We start from the raw sequence: 25420 nt of genomic DNA on the forward strand, positions 1-25420 counted from the left end.
GGTCCCTCGTAAGCTGGCTGTCGATGAACGCCGCCCAGTCCGACTCGCCCCAGCTCGACGACGATACGACCGTGTCTCGTGACGCCACCGGGGACGCCGATCCCGGTCCCGGTCACTCGTCGGACGCGCGCGGCCGGCTGGTGTTGGCGGCCACCCCGATGGGACAGGTCGACGACGCCTCGCCGCGTCTGCGTGCGGCGCTGCGGACCGCGGACATCGTCGCCGCCGAGGACACCCGTCGCGCCCGTGCGCTGGCCGCGGCGCTCGATGTCGAGATCGGCGGACGGTTGGTCAGCTATTACGACCAGGTCGAGGCCGCTCGGACGCCGGGTCTCGTCAGCGCGATCGCCGAGGGGCAGACCGTACTGCTCATCACCGACGCCGGGATGCCGTCGGTCAGCGATCCCGGATACCGCGTCGTCGTGGCATGCGCGGACGCCGGACTACCGGTCACGGCACTGCCCGGGCCGTCGGCGGTGACGACGGCCCTCGCGGTGTCGGCCTTGCCCTCCGAGCGGTTCTGTTTCGAGGGGTTCGCTCCCCGCAAGCCCGGCGCACGGGCCGCGTGGCTGCGTGAACTGGTGTCTCAGCCCCGGACCGCGGTCTTCTTCGAATCACCGCACCGGCTCGCCGACACGCTGGCGGCCGCGGTCGAGATCCTCGGTCCGGACCGTCGCGCGGCGGTGTGTCGTGAGATGACCAAGACCTACGAGGAGGTCCGGCGCGGCGGACTCGCCGAACTCGCGGAATGGGCGAGTGGGGGCGTCCGCGGCGAGATCACCGTCGTGATCGCGGGTGCGGTCGCGGCCGAACCCGACATCGACGACCTCGCCGATCGAGCCGAGGAATTCGTGGCCGGCGGCATGCGCCTCAAAGACGCCTGCGCCGCGGTCACGCAGGGTTCCGCTGCCTCTCGACGCGACGTCTACCAGCAGGTGCTCGAAAGACGTCGAGTTGATCCGGGCTGACGCGCAACTCCACCCGCGGCGCGAGGCGGTAGGGGCGGCTCGAGACGAGCGCGCCGACCACCCGGCGCAGCCGCGACAGTTCGGCGCGCACGCTCACCGTGTGGCCGTCGTCGCCGAAGAGCAGCTGGCTCAAGCGCTGTGAGGTGAGGCCCTGCTCGCCGGCGTCGGCGAGCAACAGCAGGATCTGGGCGTGGCGACGGGTCAGGACGGTGCGCCACGGTTCACCGTCGCCGGTCACCGTGACCGTCGGCTCACCGTCGAGGGAGAGCTCGGCCAGGACCGGGCCGGACGGACCCGCCGGACGGACCAGCCATCCGCGGCCGAGACGTTCGACCACACAGATCCCCAGTCCCGGCACGAACTGACGCATGTCGTCCGTCGGCACCGCGACGCGCACGGGCGGGGTGCAGCCGCGTCCTTCGGCCACCCACCCGTCGTCGTCGATGAGCAGTCCCGGTCCGTGCAGGCCGGCCAACTGCGCCTGGCCGGAGAACCGGAGTTCGGCGAGCTCTCGCTGGTGGGCGAGGGTGATCTCGTGTTCGCCGAGTGCGGCTAGCGCCGAGGTGAACGCCGATGCCGCCGGCTGCATCTCCATGGCCGGGCCCGCCAGGCCGGCGATGGCGATCATGTCGCCGGTGCGGTGGTCGTGCACCGGCACCGCGGTGCAGAAGAGTCCGTGCAGCGAACTGTAGTAGTGCTCGGCGCCGAACAGCCGGGTCGGGCGCTGGAGATGAACCGCGAGGCCCACGGCCGTGGTCGCGGTGGAGTTCTCGTCCCAGCGGCTGCCCTCGACGAGGTCGAGTCGATCGGCCTCCGGGAGCACCGACGCCGAACCTCCCCGCCACAGCAGCACGCCGTCCGCGTCGAACACGCCCAGGGTCATCGACGCGTCGTCCGCGGACTGGGCGAACAGACGCTGCAGCGGCTGCACCGCGTCCCGCAGCGGGTGCGTGGCCCGGCGCGTCTCGAGTTCGTCGTCAGAGATGTGACCCGGATTGTGCGTGTCGACGGTGGACCGGTGTCGACCCGACCGGACACGACCCCATGATTCGACGACATCCCCCGGGACCTCGGCACGCGGGGTGCCGCCGGACATGAAGGCATCGTGGTCACGGCGCAGATCACGATCGAGCACCGCGAGATCGGTGGACGACCGGATGGGCACAGTCATGGCGGAATCGTACCCAAAGCGGCACTCGATCATGCCGATCCGCGCGACCCCACGATGCTCGCGGCCTTGTCGAGGCACTCCTGCCATTCCCGAGCCGGGTCGGAGTCGATGGTGATCCCACCGCCGACACCGAGCGCGAGGGCCCCGTCGGGTGCGATCTCCACGGTCCGGATGGCGACGTTGAGATCGAGGGCGCGGTCGGGTCCGGCCATGCCGATGGCCCCGCAGTACACGCCGCGGGCATCGGCCTCCCAGTCGTCGAGCAACTCCATCGCCCGCAGCTTCGGGGTGCCGGTGACCGACGCCGGCGGGAACGTCGCCGCGAGAACGGCGTCGTTGCCCGTGCCCGGTGCCACGATGGCCTCCACCCGCGAGACGAGGTGCCAGACGCCCGGGGCGGGCACGACCGACAGGAGCTCGGGTACCCGCACGCTGCCGGTCACCGCGATCCGTCCCAGATCATTGCGGACCAGGTCGACGATCATGATGTTCTCGGCGATGTCCTTGGCCGACGCTGCCAACGCGTCGGGGTCGGCGTGTGCGGGCAGGGTGCCCTTGATCGGCGACGACGTGATGATGTTGCCGGTCCGGCGCAGGAACGTCTCCGGCGACAGGCTCGCCACTGTTCCCCAGTCTCCTTGTAGGAAAGCGGCTTTCGCCGGTGCGGTGGCGCCCGCGAGTTCGGTGAAGAAGTCGACGGGGTCGCCGCTGAGCGTGCCGGTGAAACGGGTGCACACACAGGCCTGGTAGACCTCGCCGTCCCGGATCGCGTCGAGACACCTCTCGATGGCGGCGAGGTGCGGAACCCGCTCCGGGGCATGCCATTCCGTCGCCGACGATGGGGTGGTGGCGCTCGGCCGGGCCGAGGAACGGTCGCCGGCGGCACGGACGGTCGCCATCGCCCAGTCTGGGATGCCGGTCCCGACGCACTCCCATCGGCCGTCGCGGAGCACGAGCACGCCGTCGGTGTGCCCGCCGACGTTCGCCGGCAACGACGCCTCGTCCGGCCGCACCGGGAACCCGAGGTAGCCGAACCAGAACCGGTCGGGATCGTCGGGTGGGAGGCAGCCGGGCGTCAGTGCGACCGACGGTGCGATGACCGCGTCGGCGTCGTACCAGTCACCGATCAGCGCGGCCGGCTGCGGCAGGCGACGGGCGGCGGTCTCGGCGTGCAGGGCGCGGAGCACGTCGAGCGCAGGCGCTGCCGCGACCGGGCCGGGCAACGCAGATCCCACCCCGTTCGACGCGACCATACGGAGTGTGCGAGGTCAGTTCTCGTATCGCGGGAACACCGGAGTCGGCTTCGGCAGCACGGTTCCGGGTTCCAGCCGGCTCGCGACCGCGGTGAACTGACGATCGACGTCGGCGACGAGCAGATCGAGGATCTTGTTGGATGACTCCGGCATGACCGGCTGGCTCAGGAGTGCGACGATGCGCACGACCTCGGCGCAGACATAGAGAACCGTGCCGGTGCGCTCGAGATCGGTCTTGGCCAGCTTCCACGGTTCCTGTGCCGAGATGTACCGGTTGGTCTCGGCCAGCGTCGCCCACAGGGTCTCCAGCGCCAGGTGGATGGCCTGGTTGTCGATGTGGGCCCGCACGGCGTCGAGCAGGGAGTCGGCACGCGCGAGGAGCGCGGTGTCGACGTCGGTCAGTTCGCCCGGTGCCGGCAGGGTGCCGTCGAAGTACTTGCCGATCATCGACAAGGTGCGCTGGGTCAGGTTGCCGAACTCGTTGGCGAGGTCGGCGTTGATGCGCGACACGATCGCCTCGGCGGAGTACGAACCATCCTGTCCGTAGGACACCTCGCGGAGGAAGAAGAACCGCACCGGGTCGAGCCCGAACTCGTCGATGAGGTTCTCCGGGTCGACGACGTTGCCGACCGACTTGCTCATCTTCTCGCCCTTGTTGAACAGGAATCCGTGCGCGAACACCCGCTTCGGCAGTTCGACGCCGGCGCTCATCAGGAACGCGGGCCAGTAGACACAGTGGAACCGGATGATGTCCTTGCCGATGATGTGCAGGTCGGCCGGCCAGAAGCGTGCGAAGGCGTCCGGGTCGTCGACGAATCCGACGCCCGTGAGGTAGTTGGTCAGGGCGTCGACCCACACGTACATGACATGTTCGGGATGACCGGGCACCGGGACGCCCCAGTCGAAGGTCGTGCGCGACACCGACAGATCGGTGAGACCGCCCTTGACGAAACTGATGACCTCGTTGCGCCGGACGTCGGGGCCGACGAAGTCCGGCTGGGACTCGTAGAGCTCCAACAGTTTGTCCTGGTATGCCGAGAGTCGGAAGAAGTAGGTCTCCTCCTCGGTCCAGGTGAGCACGTGTCCGGTGTCGGTCGCGACACGGTCGCCGGACTCGTCGACCCGGGTGTCCGCCTCGGCGTAGAAGGTCTCGTCCCGGACGTCGTACCAGCCCGAGTACTTGTCCAGGTAGATGTCGCCGCGGTCGCTCATCCGCTTCCACAGTTCCTCCGACGCCCGCTTGTGGTCCTCGTCGGAGGTGCGGATGAAGCGCTCGAAGCTTGACCCGAGGCGTTCTTGCAGGGCCTGGAATCGGTCGGAGTTCCGCTTGGCCAGTTCCGCGGTGGGGATGCCCTCCGCAGCGGCGGTCTGCTGCATCTTCTGCCCGTGGACGTCGGTACCGGTCAAGAACCGGACGTCGAAGCCGTCGAGCCGCTTGAACCGCGCGAGCGCGTCGGCGGAGATGTACTCGTAGGCGTGCCCGATGTGCGGAGCGCCGTTGGGGTAGGCGATCGCGGTGGTGATGTAGTAGGGGCGTCCGCCGCCGTGGGACGCGCCGGACGGATCAGAGCTGGTCAGATCGGGTGCCATAGTGCCCAACAGACTACCGACCGCGCGCGACGGCACCCAATTCCGGTCCGGCCGATTCGGTCGGTTCACACCCACCCCTTTTCGGTGAACCCACCGCCCGGTGTGGAGGTGGGTTCACGGAAATGGAGTGGGTTTGCGGCTCATGAAACCTGGCGCTCAGTCCACCGGCCGCTGGTCCAGAATCACAACCGCTGTCCGGGCGACCATGTCGTCGGCATCATGGATGTACACCTGTAGCGCCGAAGTCGATGCGGTACCGGGGATTTCGGCGAGCGCCTGCACCAGCCTCGATCGGACGGCCGCGTCCGGGTCGGCGCCCAGGCGGTCGACGAGCAGGTCGACGATCCGTTCTCGATGTGCCTCGTGGCCGGCGAGGATCTCGGCGGCCTCGACGTCCCGGTCGCCGGCTGCGATGAGCTCGACCAGTGCATCGACCGCAGCGGCGACGCCGCGACGCCCGAGGGTCAGGGCGGCGATGCGTCGGACCACGGTGTCGGGGTCGTCGAGCAGGCCGCGCAACACCGTGGCGACCTCCGGGGTCTCGTCGATGGCGGCGAGGGCGGTGACCGCTCGGCGTCGGATCGACGGGTCGGGGTCCGACGCGCCGGTGGCGAGACGCTCGATGCCGCCCGGCCGCTGCGCGAGGGCCCAGCGCAGCGCGCCGGCGACGTTGGGATCGGTCTCGGCCAGCAGCGCGTCGGCCAGCGAATCCCCGGACACGCCCACCTCCCCGGCGAGCAGTGCGGCCTGCTGACGAAGGGCCGCATCCTCGGACTGGACGGCACGGAGCAGACCGATCACGCCCAGCACCGACGACCAGTCCGAGGGACCCGTCGCCCGGACATGTTGCAGGCGCTCGAGGAGCTGCGCGTCGGCGGCCATCCTCGCCTTCGTGTCGTCGACGAGCCGGTCCATGAGCGAGTCCGGCGCGAACTCCGGGTCGTCGAGCGCGAGTCCCACCTCCCGCAGCGACAGTCCGAGCGAGCGGAGACTCTCGACGTGCATCAGCCGTTCGAGGTCGGCGTCGGAGTATTCGCGATAACCGCCCGACGTCCGGCCCGTGGGCCGGACGAGTCCGAGCGAGTCATAGTGGCGCAGCATCCGGTTGCTCAGGCCGGTGTGCCGCGCCACCTCGCCGATCAGCACCGCTATGTACCGTCCTCTGACTCGATCGTCGACGAATCCTCCGCCGCGGCATCGCTGTTCACCAACCGTGTCGCGTACTCCAACGCGGCGGCGAAGTCGCTGTCCGGGTCGTCGATCAACCGCTCGGTGGCGGCCACGTGTGCCTGTACCGTCAGATCACCGCGCTTCTTCGCGGCCGTCAATGGTCCGGCGGCGGAGCCTCCGAGCCCGGCCAGGGCACGGCTGAGACTCCGCTGTACGTCCGTGCTCCCACGACCGAGTTCGCCGGCCAGTTCGTTCGCGAGCCAGGTCTCCCGCCCGGACGGGACCAGGCCGACGGCGGTCCGCCACGCGGCGCGCGCCACCTCGTCGTCCGTGTCGTGCAGGAGCGCGACGGTGATCGACGTCCACGCCGATCGATCCCCGATCTTCGACAGGGTGTGCAGGGCCTGGGCCCGCGCCTGCGCAGACGCCGACCCCAGCTCGGTCACGAGTCCGGGAACCGTGAGATCGGCGGGCAACCGCGTGAGGGCCCAGGTCAGCATGTCCCGCACGAAGAAATCCGGCTCGACGCCGCAGCGTCGGATCAGCTCCTCGGCGTAGCCGGGATGGGGGTTGCTGCCCGCCGCCATCGCGGCCCGCAGCCTCGTCGAGGCGTCGTCGGCGGCGAGCGCCGCCAGCAGGGCAGGGTCGGACGCGTGGGTTGTCTGGTCGGTCATCGTCGACCACCTCCTTCGCCACCCATCTGAGCGCTTGACACAGTGAGAAGGTCAAGCGCTGAGATGTAGTGGTGTGTCTCGGAAATAAGCGACTGGTCTCCGGCGCTCGATCGGTGCCTGGCGGCGTTGTCGTCGGTCGAGATAGCTCCGCTATCCCTCCCTCCTCCGCCTTGCCAGACCACCGATCGCTCCACCGGATACCGGCCACCTATTTCCGAGACACACCACTAGATCTCCCGGCGATACGGTTCGCACCCCGGCGGGGCCTTCGGCGGTTCGCGGTATTCCAGCTCCGGAATGTGCATGGTCATCGGCGCGGACTCGAGTGTGAACTTCTCGCCGTGGTGCGCCAGGTCGATCGGCGGACCCGACAACAACCGGTACGTCGCATTGTCCTTGTCGACGGCCACCACGATCTTCGAGTCCCGGATGATCATGCGGAAGGACATGTAGGTCAACCGCTTCGGGAGCCGCGGTGCGAACGTGATGTTCCCGCCGAAGTCGCGCATACCGCCGAAACCCGCCACGCAGTCGGTCCAGGCACCGGCGAGAGCCGCGATGTGCAGGCCACTGCTGACGTTGTTGTGCAGGTCGTGCAGGTCGGTGAACACGGACTCGGCGAGCAGGTCGTAGGCGAGATCGGGGTAACCGACCTCGGCGGCGGTGACCGCCTCGCAGCAGGCCGACAGCGACGAGTCACGAACGGTCAGCGGGTAGTAGTAGTCGAAGTTGCGCAGCTTCTGCTCGGGCGTGAAGGCGTCGCCGAACAGGTAGGTCGCGAAGACCAGGTCGGCCTGCTTGACCACCTGCTTGCGGTAGAGGTCGTAGTACGGGTAGTTCAACAGCAGCGGATAGCGTCCCACCGAGGACTCGAAGTCCCAGGCGCCCAACAACGTGAACGACTCACACTGCTGGTGCACGCCGAGCGCGTCGTCGAAGGGGATCGTCATGTCGTCGGCGCACGCTTCCCAGTGCGCTGCCTCGGCGGTCGTGACCCCGAATTGCTCGGCGAGATCCGGACGGCGATGCACCGCCGCCACGGCGTCGCGCAGATTCTGTTGCGCCGCCAGGTTGGTGAAGGTGTTGTTGTTCACGACGGCGGTGTACTCGTCGGGACCGGTGACCCCGTCGATGCGGAACTTGCCGTTCACATCGTGGTGCCCGAGACCGGCGAACAGCCGGGCGGTCTCGACGAGAAGTTCGACGCCGCATTCGGTTTCGAACTGTTCGTCGTTGGTGGCCCGCAGGTAGCGCGCGGTGGCGTTGGCGATGTCGGCGGAGACGTGGACGCCCGCGGTGCCCGCGGGCCAGTACCCCGAACACTCGTCGCCGTTGATCGAGCGCCACGGGAACATGGCCCCGCGTTGCCCCAGTTCGGCGGCCCGGGACTTCGCTTTGTCCATGGTGGAGTGGCGCCATCGCAATTCCTCGCCGGCGGCGGCGGGCACGGTGTAGGTGAGCATCGGGAGGATGAAACTCTCGGTGTCCCAGAAGGTGTGACCGTCGTAGCCGGGGCCGGTGAGACCCTTGGCCGGGATCGCGCGGGACTGACCGCGCGCGCCGGCCTGCAGGACATGGAACAACGCGAAGCGAACCGCCTGCTGCAGTTCGGGATCGCCGTCGAGTTCGACGTCGGCGTCGCGCCAGAAGTCCTCGAGGTACCGGACCTGGTTGGCCTTGAGCGAATCCCAACCGGTCTCCATCGCCATCGCGAGGGCCGCGTCGACCTGGGCGCGCAGCGCCGGCACCGAGCGTCGGGCCGACCAGCCGTACCCCATGTACTTGGTGAGGGTGAGACTCTTGCCCTTCGGCACGTTGGCCGCGATGGTGAGCCGGGCCAGGTCGCCGTCGGCGCGGATGAAGGTGTCGGCCTTGTCGGGGAAATAGATCTCGTGGTCCATGCCGGCCGCCATGTGCAGGCCGGACTTCTTGGTGTGGTGGACCAGCATGCCCCAGTAGTTGCGGCAGGTGGCGAGGTCGGAGACCAGCGGGGCGTCGAGCGCCGCCGCCAGACGCGGGTCGTTGCCCGGTGCCGGAACCGGCTCGTTGGCCAGGAGATCGGACTGCAGAACGAGTTTCATGTCCTCGTCGACCGGCTCGACCTCGTACCGGATCGCGGCGATCGTGCGTTTGGTGAAGGACACGAGGCGTTCGGACTTGATGCGGACCTTCCGGCCGGTGGGTGAGGTCCACACCGTGTGACGACGCAGGGTGCCGGTCCGGAAGTCCAGCGTCCGCTCGTGCTCCTCGGTACGCCCGTACCGAAGGTCCATCGGCTCGTCCTCGACCAGCAGCCGGATGATCTTGCCGTCGGTCACGTTGACGACGGTCTGTCCGGATTCGGGATATCCGTAGCCGCTCTCGGCATAGGGCAGGCCGCGCAGCTCGTAGAAGCCGTTGAGGTACGTGCCGGGATGATCGACCGGCTCACCCTCTTCGAAGGACCCGCGTAAACCGATGTGCCCGTTGGACAGTGCGAAGAGCGTCTCGGTTCGGCCCAGCATGTCCAGATCGACGCCGCCGCGCCACTTCAGCTGCCACGGATGGATCTCGAAGCCGAAGTCGTGGCCGTGCTCGGCGGTCATGCGGGGAGCAATTCGACGAGGTCGTTCACGACGATGTCGGCGCCGGCGGCACGCATCGCCTCGGCTTGGCCGCCACCGACCCGGTCGATGCCGACGACGTAGCCGAAGGCTCCCGCGCTGCCGGCCGCGATGCCGGAGATGGCGTCTTCGAAGACGACCGCCGCGGCGGGCTCGACGCCCATCAGTTCGGCGCCCAGGAGGAACGAGTCGGGTGCGGGTTTGCCCTTCAGCCCTTTCGACACGATGTCGAGTCCGTCCACCCGGACCTCGACGAATTTCGACAGGTCGGCCGCATCCAGCACTGCTGCTCCGTTCTTCGAGGAGGTCACCACGGCGATCCGGAGACCGGCGTCGCGCGCCGCCTCGAGATATCGCACGGACCCCGGATAGGCCTGCCCACCGTCCTCGGCCAGGCTGACCAGGAACATGTCGTTCTTCCCGTCTCCGATCGCGGTCACGGTCTGCGCGTCGACATCGTCGATTCCGCGAGAGGCGAGGAAGGCCCGGACGCCGTCCTCGCGGGGACGTCCGTCGACGTAGTCCAGATAGTCCTGATCGGTGAACTCGACGAAGTCGGCGTGGTCTGCGCCGCCCGCACGGGCGGCGAGAAAGGCGTCGAACGCCTTCTTCCACGCCTTGCGGTGCAGCACCGCGGTCTCGGTGAGAACCCCGTCGAGGTCGAACAGTGCGACGGTGATCGAATCTGGCAATCCCAACACGCTTCGCCACGCTACCCGTCCCGGGCGACTCCGGCGCGATTTGCGTGGCCACCCCGGGCGTTTTCTGCCGGCCGCGGGCGCGCGATCGCACGCGTCGTCCCGGACAGCGGTTCCGCCGGCGACGCCTGCGCGCCCGAAAAGGCTTTGACCGGGCGACAACTGGAGGTGAGACGATGGTCCGATGACTCGACGATTCGCTCAGATCGATGTGTTCTCCGCTACCGGGACCGGTGGTAACCCGGTTGCCGTGGTGCTCGATGCCACCGACATCCCCGACGACCGGATGGCCGCGTTCGCGCGCTGGACGAACCTGTCGGAGACGACCTTCGTGCTGCCGCCGACCGACCCTGCCGCCGATTACCGTCTGCGCATCTTCACCCCGGACGGCGAGTTGCCGTTCGCCGGGCATCCCACCCTCGGCTCGGCACATGCCTGGCTGACGACGGGCGGCCGGCCTGCGGGGGAGGACATCGTGCAGGAGTGCGGCGTCGGCCTGGTGCGACTGCGGCGCACTGGTGCACGGCTGGCCTTCGCGGCGCCGCCGTTGCGGCGGTCCGGACCCGTCGACGCCGCCGTCGTCACCGAGGTCGCCGCGGCGCTACGGGTCGACACGGCCGAGGTCCGCGCGGCCGAGTGGGTCGACAACGGGCCGGAATGGATGGTGTTGCAACTCGAATCGGGCGAGCGGGTGCTCGAGGTGACCCCGGACATCCCTGCCCTCGGCGATCACAAGGTCGGGTTGTTCGGGCGGTACGGCTCGGGGGACGGAGAGGTCTTCGGCGAGGTGCGCGCGTTCGTGCCGGGCATCGGGGTCCCCGAGGACCCGGTGACGGGCAGTCTCAACGCCGGCATCGCCATGTGGTTGCGGGCCACCGGGCAGGCGCCGGCGTCCTACGTCGCCGCGCAAGGTGCGGCGCTCGGTCGGGCCGGCCGCATCCACGTCCACGACGACGGCGAGCACATCTGGGTCGGTGGCGACACGACGACGGTGATCGAGGGGACCGTGACGCTCTAGCGATGTCGGGACCGCAGGGGAAGGTTCCGACGCGCTGTGCCAAGGTGGGTGCCATGAGCGACGCCCCGGAGAACTCGGCGCTGGGTGATGCCGAGAGCGGTGGCGGCGAGACCCTGAGCAACAAGGCTGCCAAGAAGCGACGTCGACGCGAACCGCCACCGGACCCGGCGCCGCTGCCCGGCCTCGTCGACGCGCACACCCACCTCGCTGCATGCGGCGGACGCGACGCCGAGACGGTCCGCGCGATCTGCGACCACGCGCAGGGCGTCGGCGTCGGCCATGTGGTCACCGTCGCCGACGACATGGTCGATGCACGGTGGGCGGTCGCCGCCGCGGAGTGGGACGATCGCGTCTACGCGGCGGTGGCCCTGCACCCGATGCATGCCGGCGATCTGAACGACGAGACCGCCGCCGAGCTCGAGCGGATGGTGCGTCACCCGCGAGTCGTCGCGGTGGGCGAGACCGGGCTCGACTACTACTGGCCCGGGAGGTCCGACGACTGTGCGTCGCCCGAGGTGCAGCACGAGACGTTCCGCTGGCACATCGACCTCGCGAAGCGGGTCGGCAAGCCGCTGATGATCCACAACCGCGAGGCCGACCGGGATCTACTCGACGTCCTGGCCGCGGAGGGCGCCCCGGAATCCGTGATCATGCACTGCTTCTCCGGTGACCGAAATGTTGCACGCGAATGTGTCGAGCGTGGGTTCATGCTCAGTTTCGCCGGCACTGTGAGCTTCGCCAACGCCGATGAGCTCCGGGTCGCGGCCGAGTTGGTCCCCGACGACCAGATCCTCGTCGAGACCGACGCGCCGTTCCTGACCCCGCATCCCTACCGTGGCCAGCCCAATCAGTCCTATTGTCTGCCGTACACGGCCCGGGCCCTCGCGGCCGTGCGCGGCGTGGCGGACGAGGAGATGGCTCGCATCCTCGGGGCGAACGCACGGCGCGTCTACGGCATCCCTTTGCCATAATCTGGCCGGTTCGTTATCGTACTGTGATCCAGCTGGCCGACGTGCTGATCCACTCGGCCGGCGTGGTGCCAGTGTTGCCTATCAGGATGTCGTGCCCTTGTCTTCTCTGCCCAACCCAGAGCTGCAAAACCCCGAACTCTCGAACCCGGAGCCGTCCGCTCCGACATCGTCCAATTCGGTGTTCGCCAAGATCAACGGCTCGAAGTCGTTGCGTGTCCGCGTCGCCGTCGGCGCCGTGTGCGCCACCGTCGCGGCCGGCGGGGTCATGGGCGTCAGCATGCACAAGAACGTCGCGATCGACGTGGACGGCGACATCCGGCACGTGTCCACCATGGCGATGTCCGTCGAGAGTCTCCTCGAGTCGGAGGGGCTGGCGCCCGCCGACGGTGACAAGGTGAGCCCGGCACCCGACTCGGGCTTCGGCGACGGCCAGACCATCAAGGTCAACAAGCTCAAGGAACTCACCCTCGACATCGAGGGCAAGCGCGAGACCATCGTCACCAACGCCTCGACCGTGGACCAGTTGATGGCCGAACGCGGACTGACCCACGCCGCCGAGGAGACCGCCTTCGGCGAGGAACTGCCGGTCGACGGCGGTCAGATCGAGGTCGCGCTGCCCAAGCCGGTGAACCTCGTCGACGGACCGGCCCGCAAGCGCCCGACCGTCGCCGCGCACACCGTCAAGGATCTGCTCGAGTCGCTCGGCACCCCGCTGGGCGCCGAAGACAAGGTCACCCCGGCCGCCGACACCAAGATCACCCCGAACCTCAAGATCGTCGTCACCCGGATCAAGACCGAGGACGTCACGCTCACGGAACCGGTCGCCCCGCCGGAGGTCAAGAAAGAGGACCCGACCCTCGTCCGCGACCGCAAGGTCGTCGAGAAGAAGGGCACGCCCGGCGAGGCGCGTGTCACGTACAAGGTGACCACCGTGAACGGCCGGGTCGTCAAGCGCGACAAGCTGACCAGTGAGGTGCTCAGCGAGCCCGTCGCGGCCACCGTTCGCATCGGCACCAAGCCGGGTGCGCCGTTCGTGCCGCCGGGGTCGGTGTGGGACGCGCTCGCCGCGTGCGAGGCGACCGGCAACTGGGCGATCAACACCGGCAACGGCTTCTACGGCGGCGTCCAGTTCGACCAGAACACCTGGGAACGCTGGGGCGGACTCGAATACGCGCCGCGCGCCGACCTCGCCACCCGCGAAGAACAGATCGCCATCGCGAAGAAGACCCAGGCGGTCCAGGGCTGGGGCGCATGGCCGTCCTGCTCGTCCAAGCTGGGCCTGCGCTGATCAGCGACTCGACAGCGGGTTCACCCGACAGCGCGCCCGACGAGGCTCCGCGTCTCCTCGGGCCGGCACAGATCAGGGAGCTCGCGGCGGAGGTCGGCGTCCGGCCGACCAAGACTCTCGGACAGAACTTCGTCCACGACGCGAACACCGTGCGAAGGATCGTCGCGGCATCGGGGGTCGGGCCTGACGACACCGTCCTCGAGGTCGGTCCGGGCTTGGGCTCACTGACCCTCGCCCTCCTCGGGGCGGCGGGCAGGGTCGTCGCCATCGAGATCGATCCGGTGCTCGCAGAACGTCTTCCGGCGACGATCGCGGAGTATGCCCCGAGTCGGCAGGGCAACTTCGAGGTCATCCTCGCCGACGCGCTACAGGTGACGCGCGACGACCTGCCGGTGGTCCCCACCGCTCTGGTCGCGAACCTGCCGTACAACGTGTCGGTGCCGGTCCTGTTGCACCTGCTCGGACTCTTCCCGGAGATCACCACCGCCCTCGTGATGGTGCAGGCCGAGGTCGCCGACCGCCTCGCCGCCGGCCCGGGCAGCCGCACCTATGGGGTGCCGAGCGTCAAGGCGCGCTACCACGGTCGTGTGAGCCGGGCCGGTGCGGTGGGACGCAACGTCTTCTGGCCCGAACCCAAGGTGGAGTCGGGTCTCGTCCGCATCGAACGAACCGACGACCACTCGACCGATCCCGTTGTGCGGCAACAGGTGTTCGCCGCGATCGACGCTGCATTCGCCCAGCGACGCAAGACGATGCGCTCGGCGCTGGCCGGCTGGGCCGGTTCGGCGGCCGAAGCCGAACGCCGGCTCCGTGAGGCCGGTATCGATCCGGGTGTGCGGGGCGAGAAGCTCGACGTCGACGACTTCGTCCGCCTCGCTCGCACGACCTGATTTCGACGCCGGGTCGCTGATCGCCGGAGACCACGGCTCGTCGTGGGGGCGGGCGCAAAACCGCTCGCCGTCGGCGGGGAGAAGCTCGTACCGTGTTGTGCATCCGCAGCATCGACGACGAGGTCCGACATGGTTCCACCACAGACTCTGACGACGCCGAGGCTGAGGCTGCGCCCACCCGCCGACCGTGACATCGAACCGATCTTCCGCGCCTGCCAGGACCCGGACATCCAGCGCTTCACACTGGTCCCGGTCCCGTATACGCGTGCGCACGCCGAACATTTCGTCCGCGACATCGCCCCGGCCGCCGGGTCGTCGGTGTGGACGATCGAGATCCCCGTCGGTGAACTCGTCGGCACCATCGGACTGCGAACCGTCGAGAAAGGCGTTGCGTCACTGGGCTATTGGTGCGCGCCGTCGCATCGGGGCCATCGCTACCTCACCGAGGCGCTCGCCGCGGTCCTCGACCACGCCTTCGCCGACCCCGCCGACGGCGGAGCCGGGTTCGATCGCGTGATCTGGCGGGCGCTGGTCGACAACGTGGCCTCGGCGCGGCTGGCGGCGTCGGCCGGCTTCCGCTACACCGGCCGACGCCCCGAGGACGAGATCGATCAGCTCCCGTCGGGTCGCCACGTCGGCGATGTGCACACCGCCGTGCTGCGGGTGGGCGAAGACCGCACCCCGCAGTCCTGGAACCTCGAGCAATCGGACTCAGTTCGACGCGGCGCGCAGTTTCTCCAGTAGCTCGGGAGCGGCGTCGCGCAGGAACGCATCCTGGGTGTCGCCCCCGATCTGCACCAGCGCGATGTCGGTGAACCCCGCCTCCCAGAAGGGTTTCACCGCCTCGACGATCTGGTCGAGGTCCGGGCCGCAGGGGATGTTGCCCGCGACGTCGTCCGGCGTGACGAACTGCGTCGCTGCGGCGAAGCCCGCGGTGGTGCGCAGGTCGGCGTTGACATCCCACCCGCCGGCGAACCACCGGAACTGATCGTGGGCGCGCTCGATCGCCTTGTCGCGGTCGGGATCCCAGCTGATGGGGATCTGCCCGATCGCGCGGGACCGCTGCCCGTCGACGGTCGGGGTCGACGAATGTTCGTTCCACGCCTTGATGAAGTCGGCGTCGGGTTCGACGGCGATCAGGTGGTCGGCCAGTGGCCCGAAGGTCTCGATACCCGCATTGCCCGCCACTGCGACGCCGATCGGGACGGGCTGGTCGGGCAGATCCCAGATCCGGGCGGCGTCGACCTGGAAGAACTCGCCGCGGAAGTCGACGAGCTCACCGGTGTGCAGTTTGCGGATGATCTCGATCGCCTCGGCGAGCATGTCCTGGCGGTCGGCGACCGAGGGCCAGCCCTCGCCGACGACGTGCTCGTTCAGGTTCTCGCCCGAGCCGAGGCCGAGAGTGAAGCGACCGTCGGCGAGGATCTGCAGCGTCGCAGCCTTCTGCGCGATGATCGCCGGGTGGTAGCGGATCGTCGGGCACGTCACGTAGGTCATCAGGTCGACCCGCTCGGTCGCGTGGGCCACGGCTCCCAGGACCGTCCACGCGTACGGTGCGTGTCCCTGGGCCGAGAGCCACGGGAAGTAGTGGTCGCTCGACACCTCGAAGTCGAAGCCGGCGTCTTCGGCGCCGACGGCGTACCGCACCAGCTCTTTCGGGCCTGCCTGCTCGGTCATCAGGGTGTAGCCGAAACGTGTTGCCATGGAGGTCTCCTCTGCGAGATGGGTCGCTTCGGTGTAGCCATGAGTCATGGGTCCGAAACCCGGGACGCTCGAGACGGTGGTGCCCGGACGACGGACGTTCGACGACGGGGCGCGGTTCTCGACCCCGGAAACGAGGCGCAGATGCCAGACCAGAACGCGGATGGGTCGGTCGACACCGTGCTGCTCGATGTCGACGGTACGCTCGTCGACTCCACCTACCTCCACGCATTGGCGTGGATGCGGGCCTTCGCTGCTCACGACCTGATCCCGCAGTGGTGGCAGGTGCACCGGGCGATCGGCATGGGCGGCGACCGTCTCGTCGGCGAGCTGCTCGGCGAGACGTGGAGGAATCGCTCGGTGACACCTTGCGCGACGAGTGGGAGGACGCCTATCGCGACCTGCTGCCCGACGTGCGGCCCCTGCCCGGCGCGGCCGATCTGGTGCGGGGACTGCTGGACGCCGGCTACCGGGTGGCGCTCGCGTCGTCGGGCAAGTCGGAGTTCACCGACGCCGCCCTCGAGTCGATGGGATTGTCGCGGAACGACTTCGCCGCCGTGACCACCTCGGACGACGCCGATTCGTCCAAACCGGCGCCCGACATCCTGTCGGTCGCCCTGGACGAGGCCGGCGGCGGTAAGGCCGTCGTCGTCGGCGACACCGTGTGGGATGTGGCCTCGGCGCATCGCCTGCCGGCGGAGTGCGTGGCGGTACGGTCCGGTGGATTCGCGGAGGGTGAGTTGCGCGACGCGGGCGCGGTGCTGGTCGTCGAGCACGTCGGTGAACTCGTCGACCGCGGCTGGCGCCCCTGATCGACGGCGGCTGGATCGCCGGACCGACCGCATCGGTGGGCGCGGGGCCGACGCCGGGGCGCTAGGCTGGATCATTGTGTCGCGAACGTCGCTGTCGGTGGTGTCGGACTCCGTCACCGCGCGGGCTCCGTCGAAAGTCAATCTGCACCTCGGGGTCGGTCCGCGCCGCGAGGACGGCTACCACGACCTCGTGACCGTCTTCCAGGCGCTGTCCCTGCACGACGACATCAGGGTCGCCCGGGCCAACGAGATGAGCATCACGGTTCGTGGCGAAGGCGCCGGGTCGGTCCCGACGGACGAGTCCAACCTGGCGGTCCGGGCGGCGCTGGCACTTGCCGAGTGGGCGGACCGTCCCGGCAAGGTCGCGATCGACATCGACAAGACGATCCCGGTGGCCGGGGGCATGGCCGGTGGCAGCGCGGATGCCGCCGGGGCGCTGGTCGCACTCGCCGCCCTGTGGAAGCTCGACATCGGCCGCGACGACCTCGCCGCGATCGCGGCGGACCTGGGCAGCGACGTCCCGTTCGCGTTGCACGGCAACACCGCCCTGGGTACCGGACGCGGGGAGCGGCTGATGCAGGTCCTCTCCCGCGGTGACTTCCACTGGGTGCTCGCGCTCGCACGCGACGGACTGTCCACGCCCGCGGTGTACCGCGAACTGGATCGGCTGCGCGACAGCCGTTCCGGAGAATGCGCCACCGACGACGAGCGGGACCTCCTCCGCCGCCCGGACGAACTCATGCAGGCTCTGGCGTCCGGTGACCCGCACGCGGTGGCGCCCCTGCTGCACAACGACCTACAACCGGCGGCGCTCTCGCTGCAGCCCACCCTCCGCCGGACGCTGCGTGCCGGAATCGACGCCGGAGCACTGGGCGGCATCGTGTCCGGCTCCGGTCCGACATGCGCCTTCCTGTGCGCCGACGAGACCGGCGCGGTGAACGTCGCCGCCGAACTGTCCGGCGCCGGCGTCGCCCGGTCGGTCCGCACCGCCAGCGGTCCCGCCGCCGGTACGCGCGTCCTCGGAGCCGACGTCCGCCACTGATCGCCTACGGTTGCCTGATGTCCCGCAGACCCGCCGCAGTCGTCGCCCCACTGCTCGCGGTCAGCGCCGTCGTCACTCTGCTGCTCGCGCTCTGCATCGTGACGGCCGGCCCGTCGACGGCCGCCGCACCCGCCGACGGTTTCGTCTTCACCACCTCCGAGGTTCCCGACGACGAACTCCCATCGGCGGCCGGCTCGGGCACCCGCCTGACCTATGCGACGCGCGATCAGAACGGCCGCCCGGCGATGTCGAGCGGCGTGTACTGGGTGCCGAAGGGTACGCCGCCCGCCGGTGGCTGGCCCGTCGTGTCCTGGGCACACGGGACGGTGGGCCTGGCCGACGAGTGCGCGCCGACCCTGCACCGGCTGGGTGACGGTGTCGAGGCCCCGGTGCGCGCGGCGCTCGACGCCGGGTTCGCGGTCACGGCAACCGATTACGCGGGGCTCGGGTCGGCGGGGGAGACCGAATACCTCGGCGGTCGCGCGGCGGCTCACTCGGTGATCGACATGATCCGCGCGGCGCGGTCGGTCGACGCCTCGCTCGGATCACGCTGGGTGTCGACCGGGCACTCCCAGGGCGGCCACGCTGCGCTGCACGCGGGCCGTCTCGCCGCGGAATTCGCACCGGAACTGCCGGTCGCCGGCATCATCGCGATCGCCCCGGTCTCGTCGCTGGAGAACCTGTTCGGTCTGTTCGGTCCCCGCGTGCCCGGCCTCGGCGCGCTCAATGTGCTGAGTGCGCCGTTCCTGTTCACCCTCGCCGGTCTCGACCACGCGAATCCAGAACTCCGCGTCGCCGATTCCCTGACGTCGGACGGCAAGCGTTTTCTCGACCGCGCGCGTGCCCGGTGCAACGGGGATCTCGTGGATGCGTTGCGGTCGGTGCCGCCGGGCTCACTCGTGGCGTCGTCGTTCACCGCGGAGCAGGACTTCCGGGACGCCCTGCGGGAGTACGCCGAGGTGCCCGTCTCTGGCTACCCGGTGAAAGTCACGCTCGCACATGGTCTTCTCGATCCCGTGCTGCCGTACCCGCTGAGTCGTTCGCTGCGGTCCGCGATGCGCGACGCCGGCACGGATGTGGACCTCAAGACCTACGCGCGGGCCGATCACAGCGGCGTCGTCGACGAGTCGCTGCCGGACGTGCTGGCCGCGATCCGGGAGTCGTTCGGCCGTTGAGGTCGGGCCGACCGGTTCTCGCGGAGTCGATCACTCGACGCTCTCGCCGAGTTCCATCCAGCGTTCCTCGAGTTCCTCGAGTTCGGATTCCATGCTGCGGATGCTCTCCGTCTCCGCGGCGAGGCCTTGGTAGTCGGACTGATCATGGTCGGCGAGCGCGGTCCGGGCAGCATCGATCTTGCTGTGCAGCTTGTCGATCCGACGCTCGAGCGAGGCGAGCTCCTTGTTGGCCGCGCGCAGCTCGGCGCCGCTGAGGGTGGAGCCCGACACGCCGCCGTTCCCCGAAGCTGTGGCGCTCGTACCGGATCCGCCCGATGTCGATCCGGAACCCGACGTCTTCGCCTGTGCCGAGCGGAGTCTCAAGAACTCGTCGACGCCGCCGGGGAGGTGGCGGAGCCCGCCGTCGAGGACGGCGAACTGCTGATCGGTGACCCGCTCCAGGAAGTACCGGTCGTGCGAGACGACGATCAGCGTGCCGGGCCACGAGTCCAGCAGGTCCTCGAGCGCGGCGAGCATGTCGGTGTCGAGGTCGTTGGTCGGCTCGTCGAGGATCAGCACGTTCGGCGCGTCGAGCAGGATGAGCAGCAACTGCAGCCGCCGCTTCTGCCCGCCCGAGAGGTCGCGGACCGGGGTCGAGAGCTGCGCGCCGTCGAAGCCGAGGCGCTCGAGCAACTGCGACGGCGACAGTTCCTGTGCCTTCGACCCGGAGCCGAATAGGTACGTGGTCTGCAACTGGGCGATAACGACACGGACGGGGTCGTCGAGGTACCGGTCGAGGTCGTCGAGGCGTTGGGTCAGGGTGGCGACCTTGACCGTCTTGCCGCGTTTGACCCGGCCGCCGGTCGGTTCCACGGTTCCGGCGATGAGGCCGAGCAGCGTCGACTTGCCCGCGCCGTTGACCCCGAGGATGCCGGTGCGCTCACCGGGCGCCAGCCGCCACTCGACGCCGTCGAGGACGGTGCGGTCACCGTAGGAGACCGACACGTCGAGCAGGTCGACGACGTCCTTGCCCAGACGAGCGGTGGCCAGTGACTGCAACGCAACCGTGTCGCGGACCGGTGGGACGTCGGCGATGAGGGCATTGGCCGCGTCGATGCGGAACTTGGGCTTCGACGTCCGGGCCGGCGCGCCGCGGCGGAGCCAGGCCAGTTCCTTGCGGGCGAGATTCTGTCGTCGTGCCTCGATCGCGGCGGCCTGCCGGTCCCGTTCCACCCGTTGCAGGATGTACGCCGCGTAACCACCCTCGAAGGGTTCGACGATGCGGTCGTGGACCTCCCAGGTGACCGTGCACACCTCGTCGAGGAACCACCGGTCGTGGGTGACCACCAGCAGTCCGCCGGCGTTGGCCGGCCAGCGTCGCTTCAGGTGGTCGGCGAGCCAGGTGATGGCCTCGACGTCGAGGTGGTTGGTCGGCTCGTCGAGCGCGAGGACGTCATGCTCGCCCGCGAGGAGTCGTGCCAGCGACACGCGGCGGCGCTGACCACCCGACAACGAACTGGTGGGCGCTGTCCATTCGACGTCGCCGAGCAACCCGCCGATGACGTCGCGGACCTTCGCGTCGCCCGCCCATTCGTGTTCGGGACGGTCGCCGACGACGGCGTGCCCGACGGTCTCGTCGTCGTCGAAGACGTCGACCTGGTCCAGCACGCCGATGCGGACGCCGCCGCGGACGGTGACGCGACCGGAATCGGGTTGCATCCGTCCGGCGAGCATCGCCAGCAGGCTCGACTTACCGTCGCCGTTTCGGCCCACGATGCCGATCCGGTCGCCCTCGTTGACCCCGAGGGACACCGACTCGAAGACCTTGGTGGTCGGGTATTCGAGGCCAAGGGTTTCCGCGCCGAGTAGATGAGCCACCCGACAAACGCTAGTGGGTGACCGGTCTCGACCTAACGGCGGATGGCCCCGTTGATCATGGCCGCGAACGCGACGGCGCCGGCCTGGTTGACGTGGAAGGGCAGCGCGATCCGATTCGACAGCGCGCTCTCGTACCAGGGATTGATGAGGTTGCAGGCATCGTGTCCCGCCGATCCTCGGTTGGCGTCGATGAAGGTGCCGCCGACCTCGGTCGACGCCCGCCAGAGCGCGCCGTTGGCGCGGTTGAAGACCTCGCGCATCCACCGGGCGTCGGGGTCACTCAGCGGGACCAGCGGCCAGCACCCGGTGAACCCGATGAAGCCGCCCAGACCGACGACGATGATCTGGGCGTGCGGCGCCTTGTTCCGGATCGCGCGCAGAGCGGGGGTGACGCGGTTCTCCATGAGTTCGATCCGCCACCGGACCTCGTTCTCGAGGGCACGGTTGTGGCGGCAGCGCCGGTCGGTGAACGCCGGGGTCCGGCACTGGCCGAAGATCGCGCCCCACCGCATGTCGTTGCCGCCGATGCTCACGGTGATCAGCTGAGCGTCGCGCGGAACCAGGTGCAGCTGAATGGGTTTCGTGCCACCGCTGGTGTGCTGCGGGGCCCGGTACAGATGTGCCGACTGCGCGCCCGCACACGAGGCGTCGATGAAGCGTCGCGGCAGGGTCGCGGCGGCGACGAGGGTGGGGTAGTTGAACGCCGACCGCTTGCACCCGCCGAAGTAGGCGGGCGTCGGGGTGTAGAAGCTGCCGGACGCACGCGAATCACCGAGAGCGACGTAGGTACCGCCGGTGTAGCGCGTCGGGGCCGCCTGCGCGGGCGCGGCCACCGCCGCCATCATCGACACCACGAACGCGGTGACCAGCACCGTCGCCAAGATCTGGACCCCGCCCCGAAACCTGCCTACCACCGAACACCGCTTCCACTGCCCACCGAGTTTGCTCAGGGAATCGTAAGGCACGACCTCGGGTCCGACGACAGAGTGCGGGATCCGTATTGGAAACCGGCACGAATCCCGCACTCTGCGGGAAGTGGAACCGGCGCGATCCCGGGTGCGTCTACAACCACATGGCTACTGCACCTGCGTTGCGGACCTTCATCCTCACGCGCGACGGCGTGATCACCGCGGCGCAGGCCCGCGAGCAAGGTCTAAGTCGTGCCTCGGTGGCCCGGCGGGTGAAGTCCGGTGAGTGGGTTCGTGCGAGTTCCGGCGTCTATCGCCTGGCCGATCATCCGGTGACCGCACGGACCCGGACCCGACTGGCGACCCTGCAGGTCTCCGCGGACGCCGTTCTCAGCGGACTCGCGGCGGCGTGGTGGCATGGCCTCGTGACCAAACGGCCGACGACGATCACCGTCACCGCTCCCCGAAGCTGGCACGGTTCGCCGGAGAAGGGGACGGTGGTCATCCGGAGATCCCTCGACGCGGCCGACGTCGTGGTCGAGAAGGGACTCACGGTGACCGCGGTGCCGTTGTCCGTCCTCGAAGGCGCCGTTGAAGGAAAGATGGACGTACTCGACCGGGCACTTCAGAACAAGAAGGTCACGGTTGACGCTCTCCTCGAGACCTACCAGCGGCGACGCCGCTGCCGTGGTGCAACCGAGATGGCGAAGATGCTCGTGCTCGTCGGTTCTGGTGCCCGTTCGGCTGCCGAACGGCTGACCGTGAAACTGTTCGCCGAGCACGACATAGCGGGTTGGGTCGCCAACCACCCGGTGTCCGGTTACGAAATCGACTTCGCCTTCGTCGGGAGGAAGGTGGCGGTCCCATCACCCCTCCGCAAAGTGCGGGATTCGTACTGGAAACCGTTACGAATCCCGCACTTTGGAAGAGCTCTGGACCACCTACAGGCCGAGATCCTTGGCGATGATCGTCTTCATGACCTCGCTGGTGCCGCCGTAGATCCGCGTGACGCGGGTGTCGGCGTAGAGCCGGGCGATGGGGTACTCCAGGACATAGCCGTACCCACCGTGCAACTGCAGGCACTTGTCGATGACCTTGCCGGCGGTCTCGGTGGCGAACAGTTTCGCGCGGGCCGCATCGGGGACGGTGAGCTCACCCTCGTTGTGGAGTTCGAGTGCGCGGTCGACGAACTGCCGGATGGCCTCGACCTCGGCGGAGCACTCGGCGAGGACGAACTTGGTGTTCTGGAACGCCGCAACGGGTTTGCCGAAGACGTCGCGCTCCTTGGTGTAGGCGATCGCGTGCTGGACGGCCGCGGCGGCGGTGGCCGACGCCCCGATGGCGATGGTGAGTCGTTCCTGTGCGAGATTGTGCGCCAGGTACGAGAAGCCGGCACCCTCCTCGCCGAGCCGGTCCTCGACCGGCACCTTGACCGAGCTGAACGAGAGCTCGGCGGTGTCGGAGGCCTTGAGGCCGATCTTCTCGATCTTGCGTCCGACGGCGAAACCCTCCGACGAGGTGTCGACCACCAGGATCGACAGGCCCGCACGACGATTCGACTCGTCGAACGGTGCGGTCCGGGCGACGACCAGGATGCGGTCGGCCAAGGCGCCGCCGGTGATGAACGTCTTCGCGCCGTCGAGTACGTAGTGCGACCCGTCCTCGGACAGCTTGGCGGTGGTCGAGATGTTGGCGAGGTCCGACCCGGTGCCGGGTTCGGTCATGGCGATCGCGAACATGAGTTCGCCGGAACAGAATCCGGGCAACCACCGCTGCTTCTGCTCGTCGGTGGCGTACTCGACGAGGTAGGGGAGGATCAGGTTCGAGTGCACCGAGTAACTGCCGAAGGTGACACCGGCCGCCGATGTCTCCTCCGCGATCACCATCGAATAGGTGAAGTCCGAGACGCCACCGCCCCCGAACTCTTCGGGTGCCTCGATGCCCAGGACGCCGAGTTCGCCCAGCCTGTTGTAGAACTCGCGCGGCGGATGGCCCTGCTTCTCCCAATCGTGGTACACCGGCGCGACCTCTTTGGCGATGAAGTCACGGATGGTCTTGCGGAAGGACTCATGGTCCTCGGTGAAGATGCGACGCTGCATTGGTCCCTCGAAACTGTTGTGGGCGGACGGGTCTGACGACATTCACCTCAAGTGGTCATCGCTCCTGATATTCGCGTAGGAGCCCCTTGGAGATGATCTGTTTCTGGATCTCGCTGGTGCCCTCGCCGATCAGCAGGAAGGGCGCGTCGCGCATGAGGCGCTCGATCTCGAATTCCTTCGAGTAGCCGTAACCGCCGTGGATGCGGAAGCTGGCCTGGGTGACCTCGGAGCAGTACTCACTGCACAGGTACTTGGCCATCCCGGCGGCGACGTCGTTGCGCTCGCCGGAGTCTTTCAGTCGTGCCGCATTGACCATCATCAGGTGTGCCGCCTCGACCTTCGTCGCCATCTCGGCCAGCGAGAACGCAACGGCCTGGTGTTCGGCGATGGGTTTGCCGAAGGTGGACCGCTGCTGCGCGTACTTCACCGCGAGTTCGAAGGCGCGCTGGGCGATTCCGCAGGCGCGGGCCGACACGTTGACGCGCCCGACCTCGACGCCGTCCATCATGTGCGCGAAGCCGCGGCCGGGTTCGCCCCCGAGGATGTCGGTGGCGGGCGCGCAGTAACCGTCGAAGATCAGCTCGGTGGTGTCGATGCCCTTGTAGCCCATCTTGTCCAGCTTGCGCGGGATGGTCAGGCCGGGGAGTACCTCGCCGAAGCCGGCCGGCTTCTCCACCAGGAACGTCGTGAGGTTCTTGTGTGGCTTCTCGTTGCCCTCCTCGGTACGGACAAGAGCGGCAACGAGAGTCGACGACCCGCCGTTGGTCAGCCACATCTTCTGACCGTTGATGACGTATCCGTCGTCTCCGTCCCGCTTCGCGCTGGTCTTGATCGCCGCGACGTCGGACCCCAGTTCCGGTTCGGACATCGAGAACGCGCCGCGCACCTCGCCCGTCGCCATGCGGGGGAGGAAGCGCTGTTTCTGCTCGTCGGTCCCGTGCTGGCGGATCATGTACGCCACGATGAAATGGGTGTTGATCACGCCCGACACGCTCATCCATCCACGTGCCAGTTCTTCGACGCACAACGCGTAGGTCAGCAGGGACTCGCCGAGTCCGCCGTACTCCTCGGGGATCATCAGGCCGAACAGGCCCATCTCGGCCATGCCGTCGACGATGGCCTGCGGATACTCGTCGGCGTGCTCGAGTTCCTGTGCGGTGGGGATGATCTGCTTGTCGACGAACGAGCGGACGTTGGCCAGGATCTCCGTCTGGATCTCGGTGAGGCCCAGGGTCTGCGCGAGGCGGGTCATGGTGGCTGTTCTCCGAAGTCGGTCGGGGTGCGCTCGCACCGTCGGGCGGACGCGGTGCGCGACTCGCCACGCGTCCGTCTCACAGCATGCCCGGCTGCGGCCCGGCGAAGTAGTCGCGGTGAACTAAGGGAGCGATAGCGCGAGCCAATGGCACTCGGGTGCGCCAGCGGCGCCTATCGATCCGATAGCCACCGCCGATGACCCCGCTCGCATCGCCGTGTCCTCGACACATAGGCAGCGACAGTCAGGTCGTTCGCCGAGCGAACGTTGTCAGATGGGT

20 protein-coding genes and 2 pseudogenes are annotated in these 25420 nt (G+C 68.7%); 10 read left to right on the plus strand and 12 right to left on the minus strand.

Going from position 1 to position 25420, the window contains the following annotated elements; all coding sequences use genetic code 11:
• The first annotated feature begins 23 nt into the window (after nt 1-23).
• Complete coding sequence (rsmI, locus tag QAD21_RS07040; protein ID WP_159370379.1) at nt 24-968, plus strand: 16S rRNA (cytidine(1402)-2'-O)-methyltransferase; 945 nt, start codon at nt 24-26, stop codon at nt 966-968.
• On the opposite strand, the gene QAD21_RS07045 is transcribed toward rsmI, so the two are convergent.
• The 7 genes from QAD21_RS07045 to QAD21_RS07075 all read right to left on the minus strand — a co-directional run bounded on the left by QAD21_RS07045 (nt 892) and on the right by QAD21_RS07075 (nt 10130).
• Entirely contained in the window at nt 892-2139 is a 1248-nt protein-coding gene (locus QAD21_RS07045) for a helix-turn-helix domain-containing protein (RefSeq protein ID WP_159370380.1), read from the minus strand. The genes rsmI and QAD21_RS07045 overlap by 77 nt on opposite strands.
• Before the next feature lie 29 nt (nt 2140-2168).
• Nucleotides 2169-3392 (minus strand): aminodeoxychorismate synthase component I, encoded by a 1224-nt coding sequence (locus QAD21_RS07050; protein ID WP_165630313.1) that lies wholly within the window; start codon nt 3390-3392, stop codon nt 2169-2171.
• A 15-nt stretch (nt 3393-3407) separates the two neighbouring features.
• Nucleotides 3408-4982 carry a methionine--tRNA ligase gene (metG, locus tag QAD21_RS07055; protein ID WP_280361007.1) on the minus strand — a complete coding sequence of 525 codons (1575 nt, stop codon included), beginning with the start codon at nt 4980-4982 and terminating at the stop codon, nt 3408-3410.
• 156 nt (nt 4983-5138) lie between these two features.
• A complete protein-coding gene (locus QAD21_RS07060; protein ID WP_280361009.1) occupies nt 5139-6128 on the minus strand; it encodes a HEAT repeat domain-containing protein in 990 nt (329 codons plus the stop codon).
• Between the two features lie 2 nt (nt 6129-6130).
• Nucleotides 6131-6826 carry a HEAT repeat domain-containing protein gene (locus QAD21_RS07065; RefSeq protein WP_280361011.1) on the minus strand — a complete coding sequence of 232 codons (696 nt, stop codon included), beginning with the start codon at nt 6824-6826 and terminating at the stop codon, nt 6131-6133.
• Between the two features lie 227 nt (nt 6827-7053).
• On the minus strand, nt 7054-9411 hold the full coding sequence (locus tag QAD21_RS07070) for a glycosyl hydrolase family 65 protein (RefSeq protein ID WP_280361012.1): 2358 nt from the start codon (nt 9409-9411) through the stop codon (nt 7054-7056).
• The gene (locus QAD21_RS07075; protein WP_058251450.1) at nt 9408-10130 is read right to left on the minus strand and encodes a beta-phosphoglucomutase family hydrolase; all 723 of its coding nucleotides are present in this window, start codon (nt 10128-10130) and stop codon (nt 9408-9410) included. Before QAD21_RS07075 ends, QAD21_RS07070 begins: the two co-directional genes overlap by 4 nt.
• A gap of 181 nt (nt 10131-10311) precedes the next feature.
• Between QAD21_RS07075 and QAD21_RS07080 the strand changes: the two genes are divergently transcribed.
• From QAD21_RS07080 to QAD21_RS07100, 5 genes are all read left to right on the plus strand, one after another.
• Entirely contained in the window at nt 10312-11145 is an 834-nt protein-coding gene (locus QAD21_RS07080) for a PhzF family phenazine biosynthesis protein (RefSeq protein ID WP_159370385.1), read from the plus strand.
• A 53-nt stretch (nt 11146-11198) separates the two neighbouring features.
• Nucleotides 11199-12116, plus strand: a complete 918-nt coding sequence (locus QAD21_RS07085) for a TatD family hydrolase (RefSeq protein WP_159370386.1) — start codon at nt 11199-11201, stop codon at nt 12114-12116.
• 121 nt (nt 12117-12237) lie between these two features.
• The gene (locus QAD21_RS07090; protein WP_203235936.1) at nt 12238-13404 is read left to right on the plus strand and encodes a resuscitation-promoting factor; all 1167 of its coding nucleotides are present in this window, start codon (nt 12238-12240) and stop codon (nt 13402-13404) included.
• Entirely contained in the window at nt 13368-14294 is a 927-nt protein-coding gene (gene rsmA / locus QAD21_RS07095; RefSeq protein ID WP_247451781.1) for a 16S rRNA (adenine(1518)-N(6)/adenine(1519)-N(6))-dimethyltransferase RsmA, read from the plus strand. Before QAD21_RS07090 ends, rsmA begins: the two co-directional genes overlap by 37 nt.
• Nucleotides 14295-14423: 129 nt before the next feature.
• Nucleotides 14424-15038 (plus strand): GNAT family N-acetyltransferase, encoded by a 615-nt coding sequence (locus QAD21_RS07100; RefSeq protein ID WP_280361019.1) that lies wholly within the window; start codon nt 14424-14426, stop codon nt 15036-15038.
• On the opposite strand, the gene QAD21_RS07105 is transcribed toward QAD21_RS07100, so the two are convergent.
• A complete protein-coding gene (locus QAD21_RS07105; protein ID WP_058251659.1) occupies nt 15006-15998 on the minus strand; it encodes an LLM class F420-dependent oxidoreductase in 993 nt (330 codons plus the stop codon). The two genes, QAD21_RS07100 and QAD21_RS07105, sit on opposite strands and share 33 nt — an antisense overlap.
• A 141-nt stretch (nt 15999-16139) precedes the next feature.
• Here QAD21_RS07105 and QAD21_RS07110 point away from each other — a divergent pair.
• The 3 genes and pseudogenes from QAD21_RS07110 to QAD21_RS07120 all read left to right on the plus strand — a co-directional run bounded on the left by QAD21_RS07110 (nt 16140) and on the right by QAD21_RS07120 (nt 19024).
• Nucleotides 16140-16807: pseudogene (locus tag QAD21_RS07110) on the plus strand (HAD family hydrolase).
• A gap of 76 nt (nt 16808-16883) precedes the next feature.
• Nucleotides 16884-17849: a 4-(cytidine 5'-diphospho)-2-C-methyl-D-erythritol kinase gene (locus QAD21_RS07115; RefSeq protein WP_058251444.1), complete on the plus strand. Its 966-nt coding sequence runs from the start codon at nt 16884-16886 to the stop codon at nt 17847-17849.
• A gap of 17 nt (nt 17850-17866) precedes the next feature.
• The gene (locus QAD21_RS07120) at nt 17867-19024 is read left to right on the plus strand and encodes a lipase family protein (protein ID WP_280361021.1); all 1158 of its coding nucleotides are present in this window, start codon (nt 17867-17869) and stop codon (nt 19022-19024) included.
• Between the two features lie 30 nt (nt 19025-19054).
• On the opposite strand, the gene QAD21_RS07125 is transcribed toward QAD21_RS07120, so the two are convergent.
• Complete coding sequence (locus tag QAD21_RS07125) at nt 19055-20881, minus strand: ABC-F family ATP-binding cassette domain-containing protein (RefSeq protein WP_280361022.1); 1827 nt, start codon at nt 20879-20881, stop codon at nt 19055-19057.
• Nucleotides 20882-20913: 32 nt separating this feature from the next.
• On the minus strand, nt 20914-21795 hold the full coding sequence (locus tag QAD21_RS07130) for an SGNH/GDSL hydrolase family protein (RefSeq protein WP_065630932.1): 882 nt from the start codon (nt 21793-21795) through the stop codon (nt 20914-20916).
• Nucleotides 21796-21953: 158 nt separating this feature from the next.
• Here QAD21_RS07130 and QAD21_RS07135 point away from each other — a divergent pair.
• Nucleotides 21954-22100, plus strand: a pseudogene (locus QAD21_RS07135) (type IV toxin-antitoxin system AbiEi family antitoxin domain-containing protein); the annotation flags it as partial.
• Between the two features lie 630 nt (nt 22101-22730).
• Here the strand turns inward: QAD21_RS07135 and QAD21_RS07140 are convergent.
• Together QAD21_RS07140 and QAD21_RS07145 are read right to left on the minus strand one after the other, a co-directional pair.
• On the minus strand, nt 22731-23888 hold the full coding sequence (locus tag QAD21_RS07140) for an acyl-CoA dehydrogenase family protein (RefSeq protein ID WP_065630893.1): 1158 nt from the start codon (nt 23886-23888) through the stop codon (nt 22731-22733).
• 55 nt (nt 23889-23943) lie between these two features.
• On the minus strand, nt 23944-25140 hold the full coding sequence (locus tag QAD21_RS07145) for an acyl-CoA dehydrogenase family protein (protein ID WP_259936808.1): 1197 nt from the start codon (nt 25138-25140) through the stop codon (nt 23944-23946).
• Nucleotides 25141-25420: the final 280 nt, after the last annotated feature.

Origin of the sequence: Gordonia sp. SMJS1, from assembly GCF_029866425.1 — a bacterium.
Lineage (GTDB): Bacteria > Actinomycetota > Actinomycetes > Mycobacteriales > Mycobacteriaceae > Gordonia > Gordonia hongkongensis.

What these genes read in the sequence shown, in the direction of transcription:
- rsmA (WP_247451781.1), top strand. Translation starts at nt 13,368, where the DNA reads ATGGCCGTCCTGCTCGTCCAAGCTGGGCCTGCGCTGATCAGCGACTCG.
- QAD21_RS07140 (WP_065630893.1), bottom strand. Translation starts at nt 23,888, where the DNA reads ATGCAGCGTCGCATCTTCACCGAGGACCATGAGTCCTTCCGCAAGACC.
- QAD21_RS07100 (WP_280361019.1), top strand. Translation starts at nt 14,424, where the DNA reads ATGGTTCCACCACAGACTCTGACGACGCCGAGGCTGAGGCTGCGCCCA.
- metG (WP_280361007.1), bottom strand. Translation starts at nt 4,982, where the DNA reads ATGGCACCCGATCTGACCAGCTCTGATCCGTCCGGCGCGTCCCACGGC.
- QAD21_RS07080 (WP_159370385.1), top strand. Translation starts at nt 10,312, where the DNA reads ATGACTCGACGATTCGCTCAGATCGATGTGTTCTCCGCTACCGGGACC.
- QAD21_RS07045 (WP_159370380.1), bottom strand. Translation starts at nt 2,139, where the DNA reads ATGACTGTGCCCATCCGGTCGTCCACCGATCTCGCGGTGCTCGATCGT.
- rsmI (WP_159370379.1), top strand. Translation starts at nt 24, where the DNA reads ATGAACGCCGCCCAGTCCGACTCGCCCCAGCTCGACGACGATACGACC.
- QAD21_RS07085 (WP_159370386.1), top strand. Translation starts at nt 11,199, where the DNA reads ATGAGCGACGCCCCGGAGAACTCGGCGCTGGGTGATGCCGAGAGCGGT.
- QAD21_RS07070 (WP_280361012.1), bottom strand. Translation starts at nt 9,411, where the DNA reads ATGACCGCCGAGCACGGCCACGACTTCGGCTTCGAGATCCATCCGTGG.
- QAD21_RS07065 (WP_280361011.1), bottom strand. Translation starts at nt 6,826, where the DNA reads ATGACCGACCAGACAACCCACGCGTCCGACCCTGCCCTGCTGGCGGCG.
- QAD21_RS07120 (WP_280361021.1), top strand. Translation starts at nt 17,867, where the DNA reads ATGTCCCGCAGACCCGCCGCAGTCGTCGCCCCACTGCTCGCGGTCAGC.
- QAD21_RS07145 (WP_259936808.1), bottom strand. Translation starts at nt 25,140, where the DNA reads ATGACCCGCCTCGCGCAGACCCTGGGCCTCACCGAGATCCAGACGGAG.
- QAD21_RS07105 (WP_058251659.1), bottom strand. Translation starts at nt 15,998, where the DNA reads ATGGCAACACGTTTCGGCTACACCCTGATGACCGAGCAGGCAGGCCCG.
- QAD21_RS07050 (WP_165630313.1), bottom strand. Translation starts at nt 3,392, where the DNA reads ATGGTCGCGTCGAACGGGGTGGGATCTGCGTTGCCCGGCCCGGTCGCG.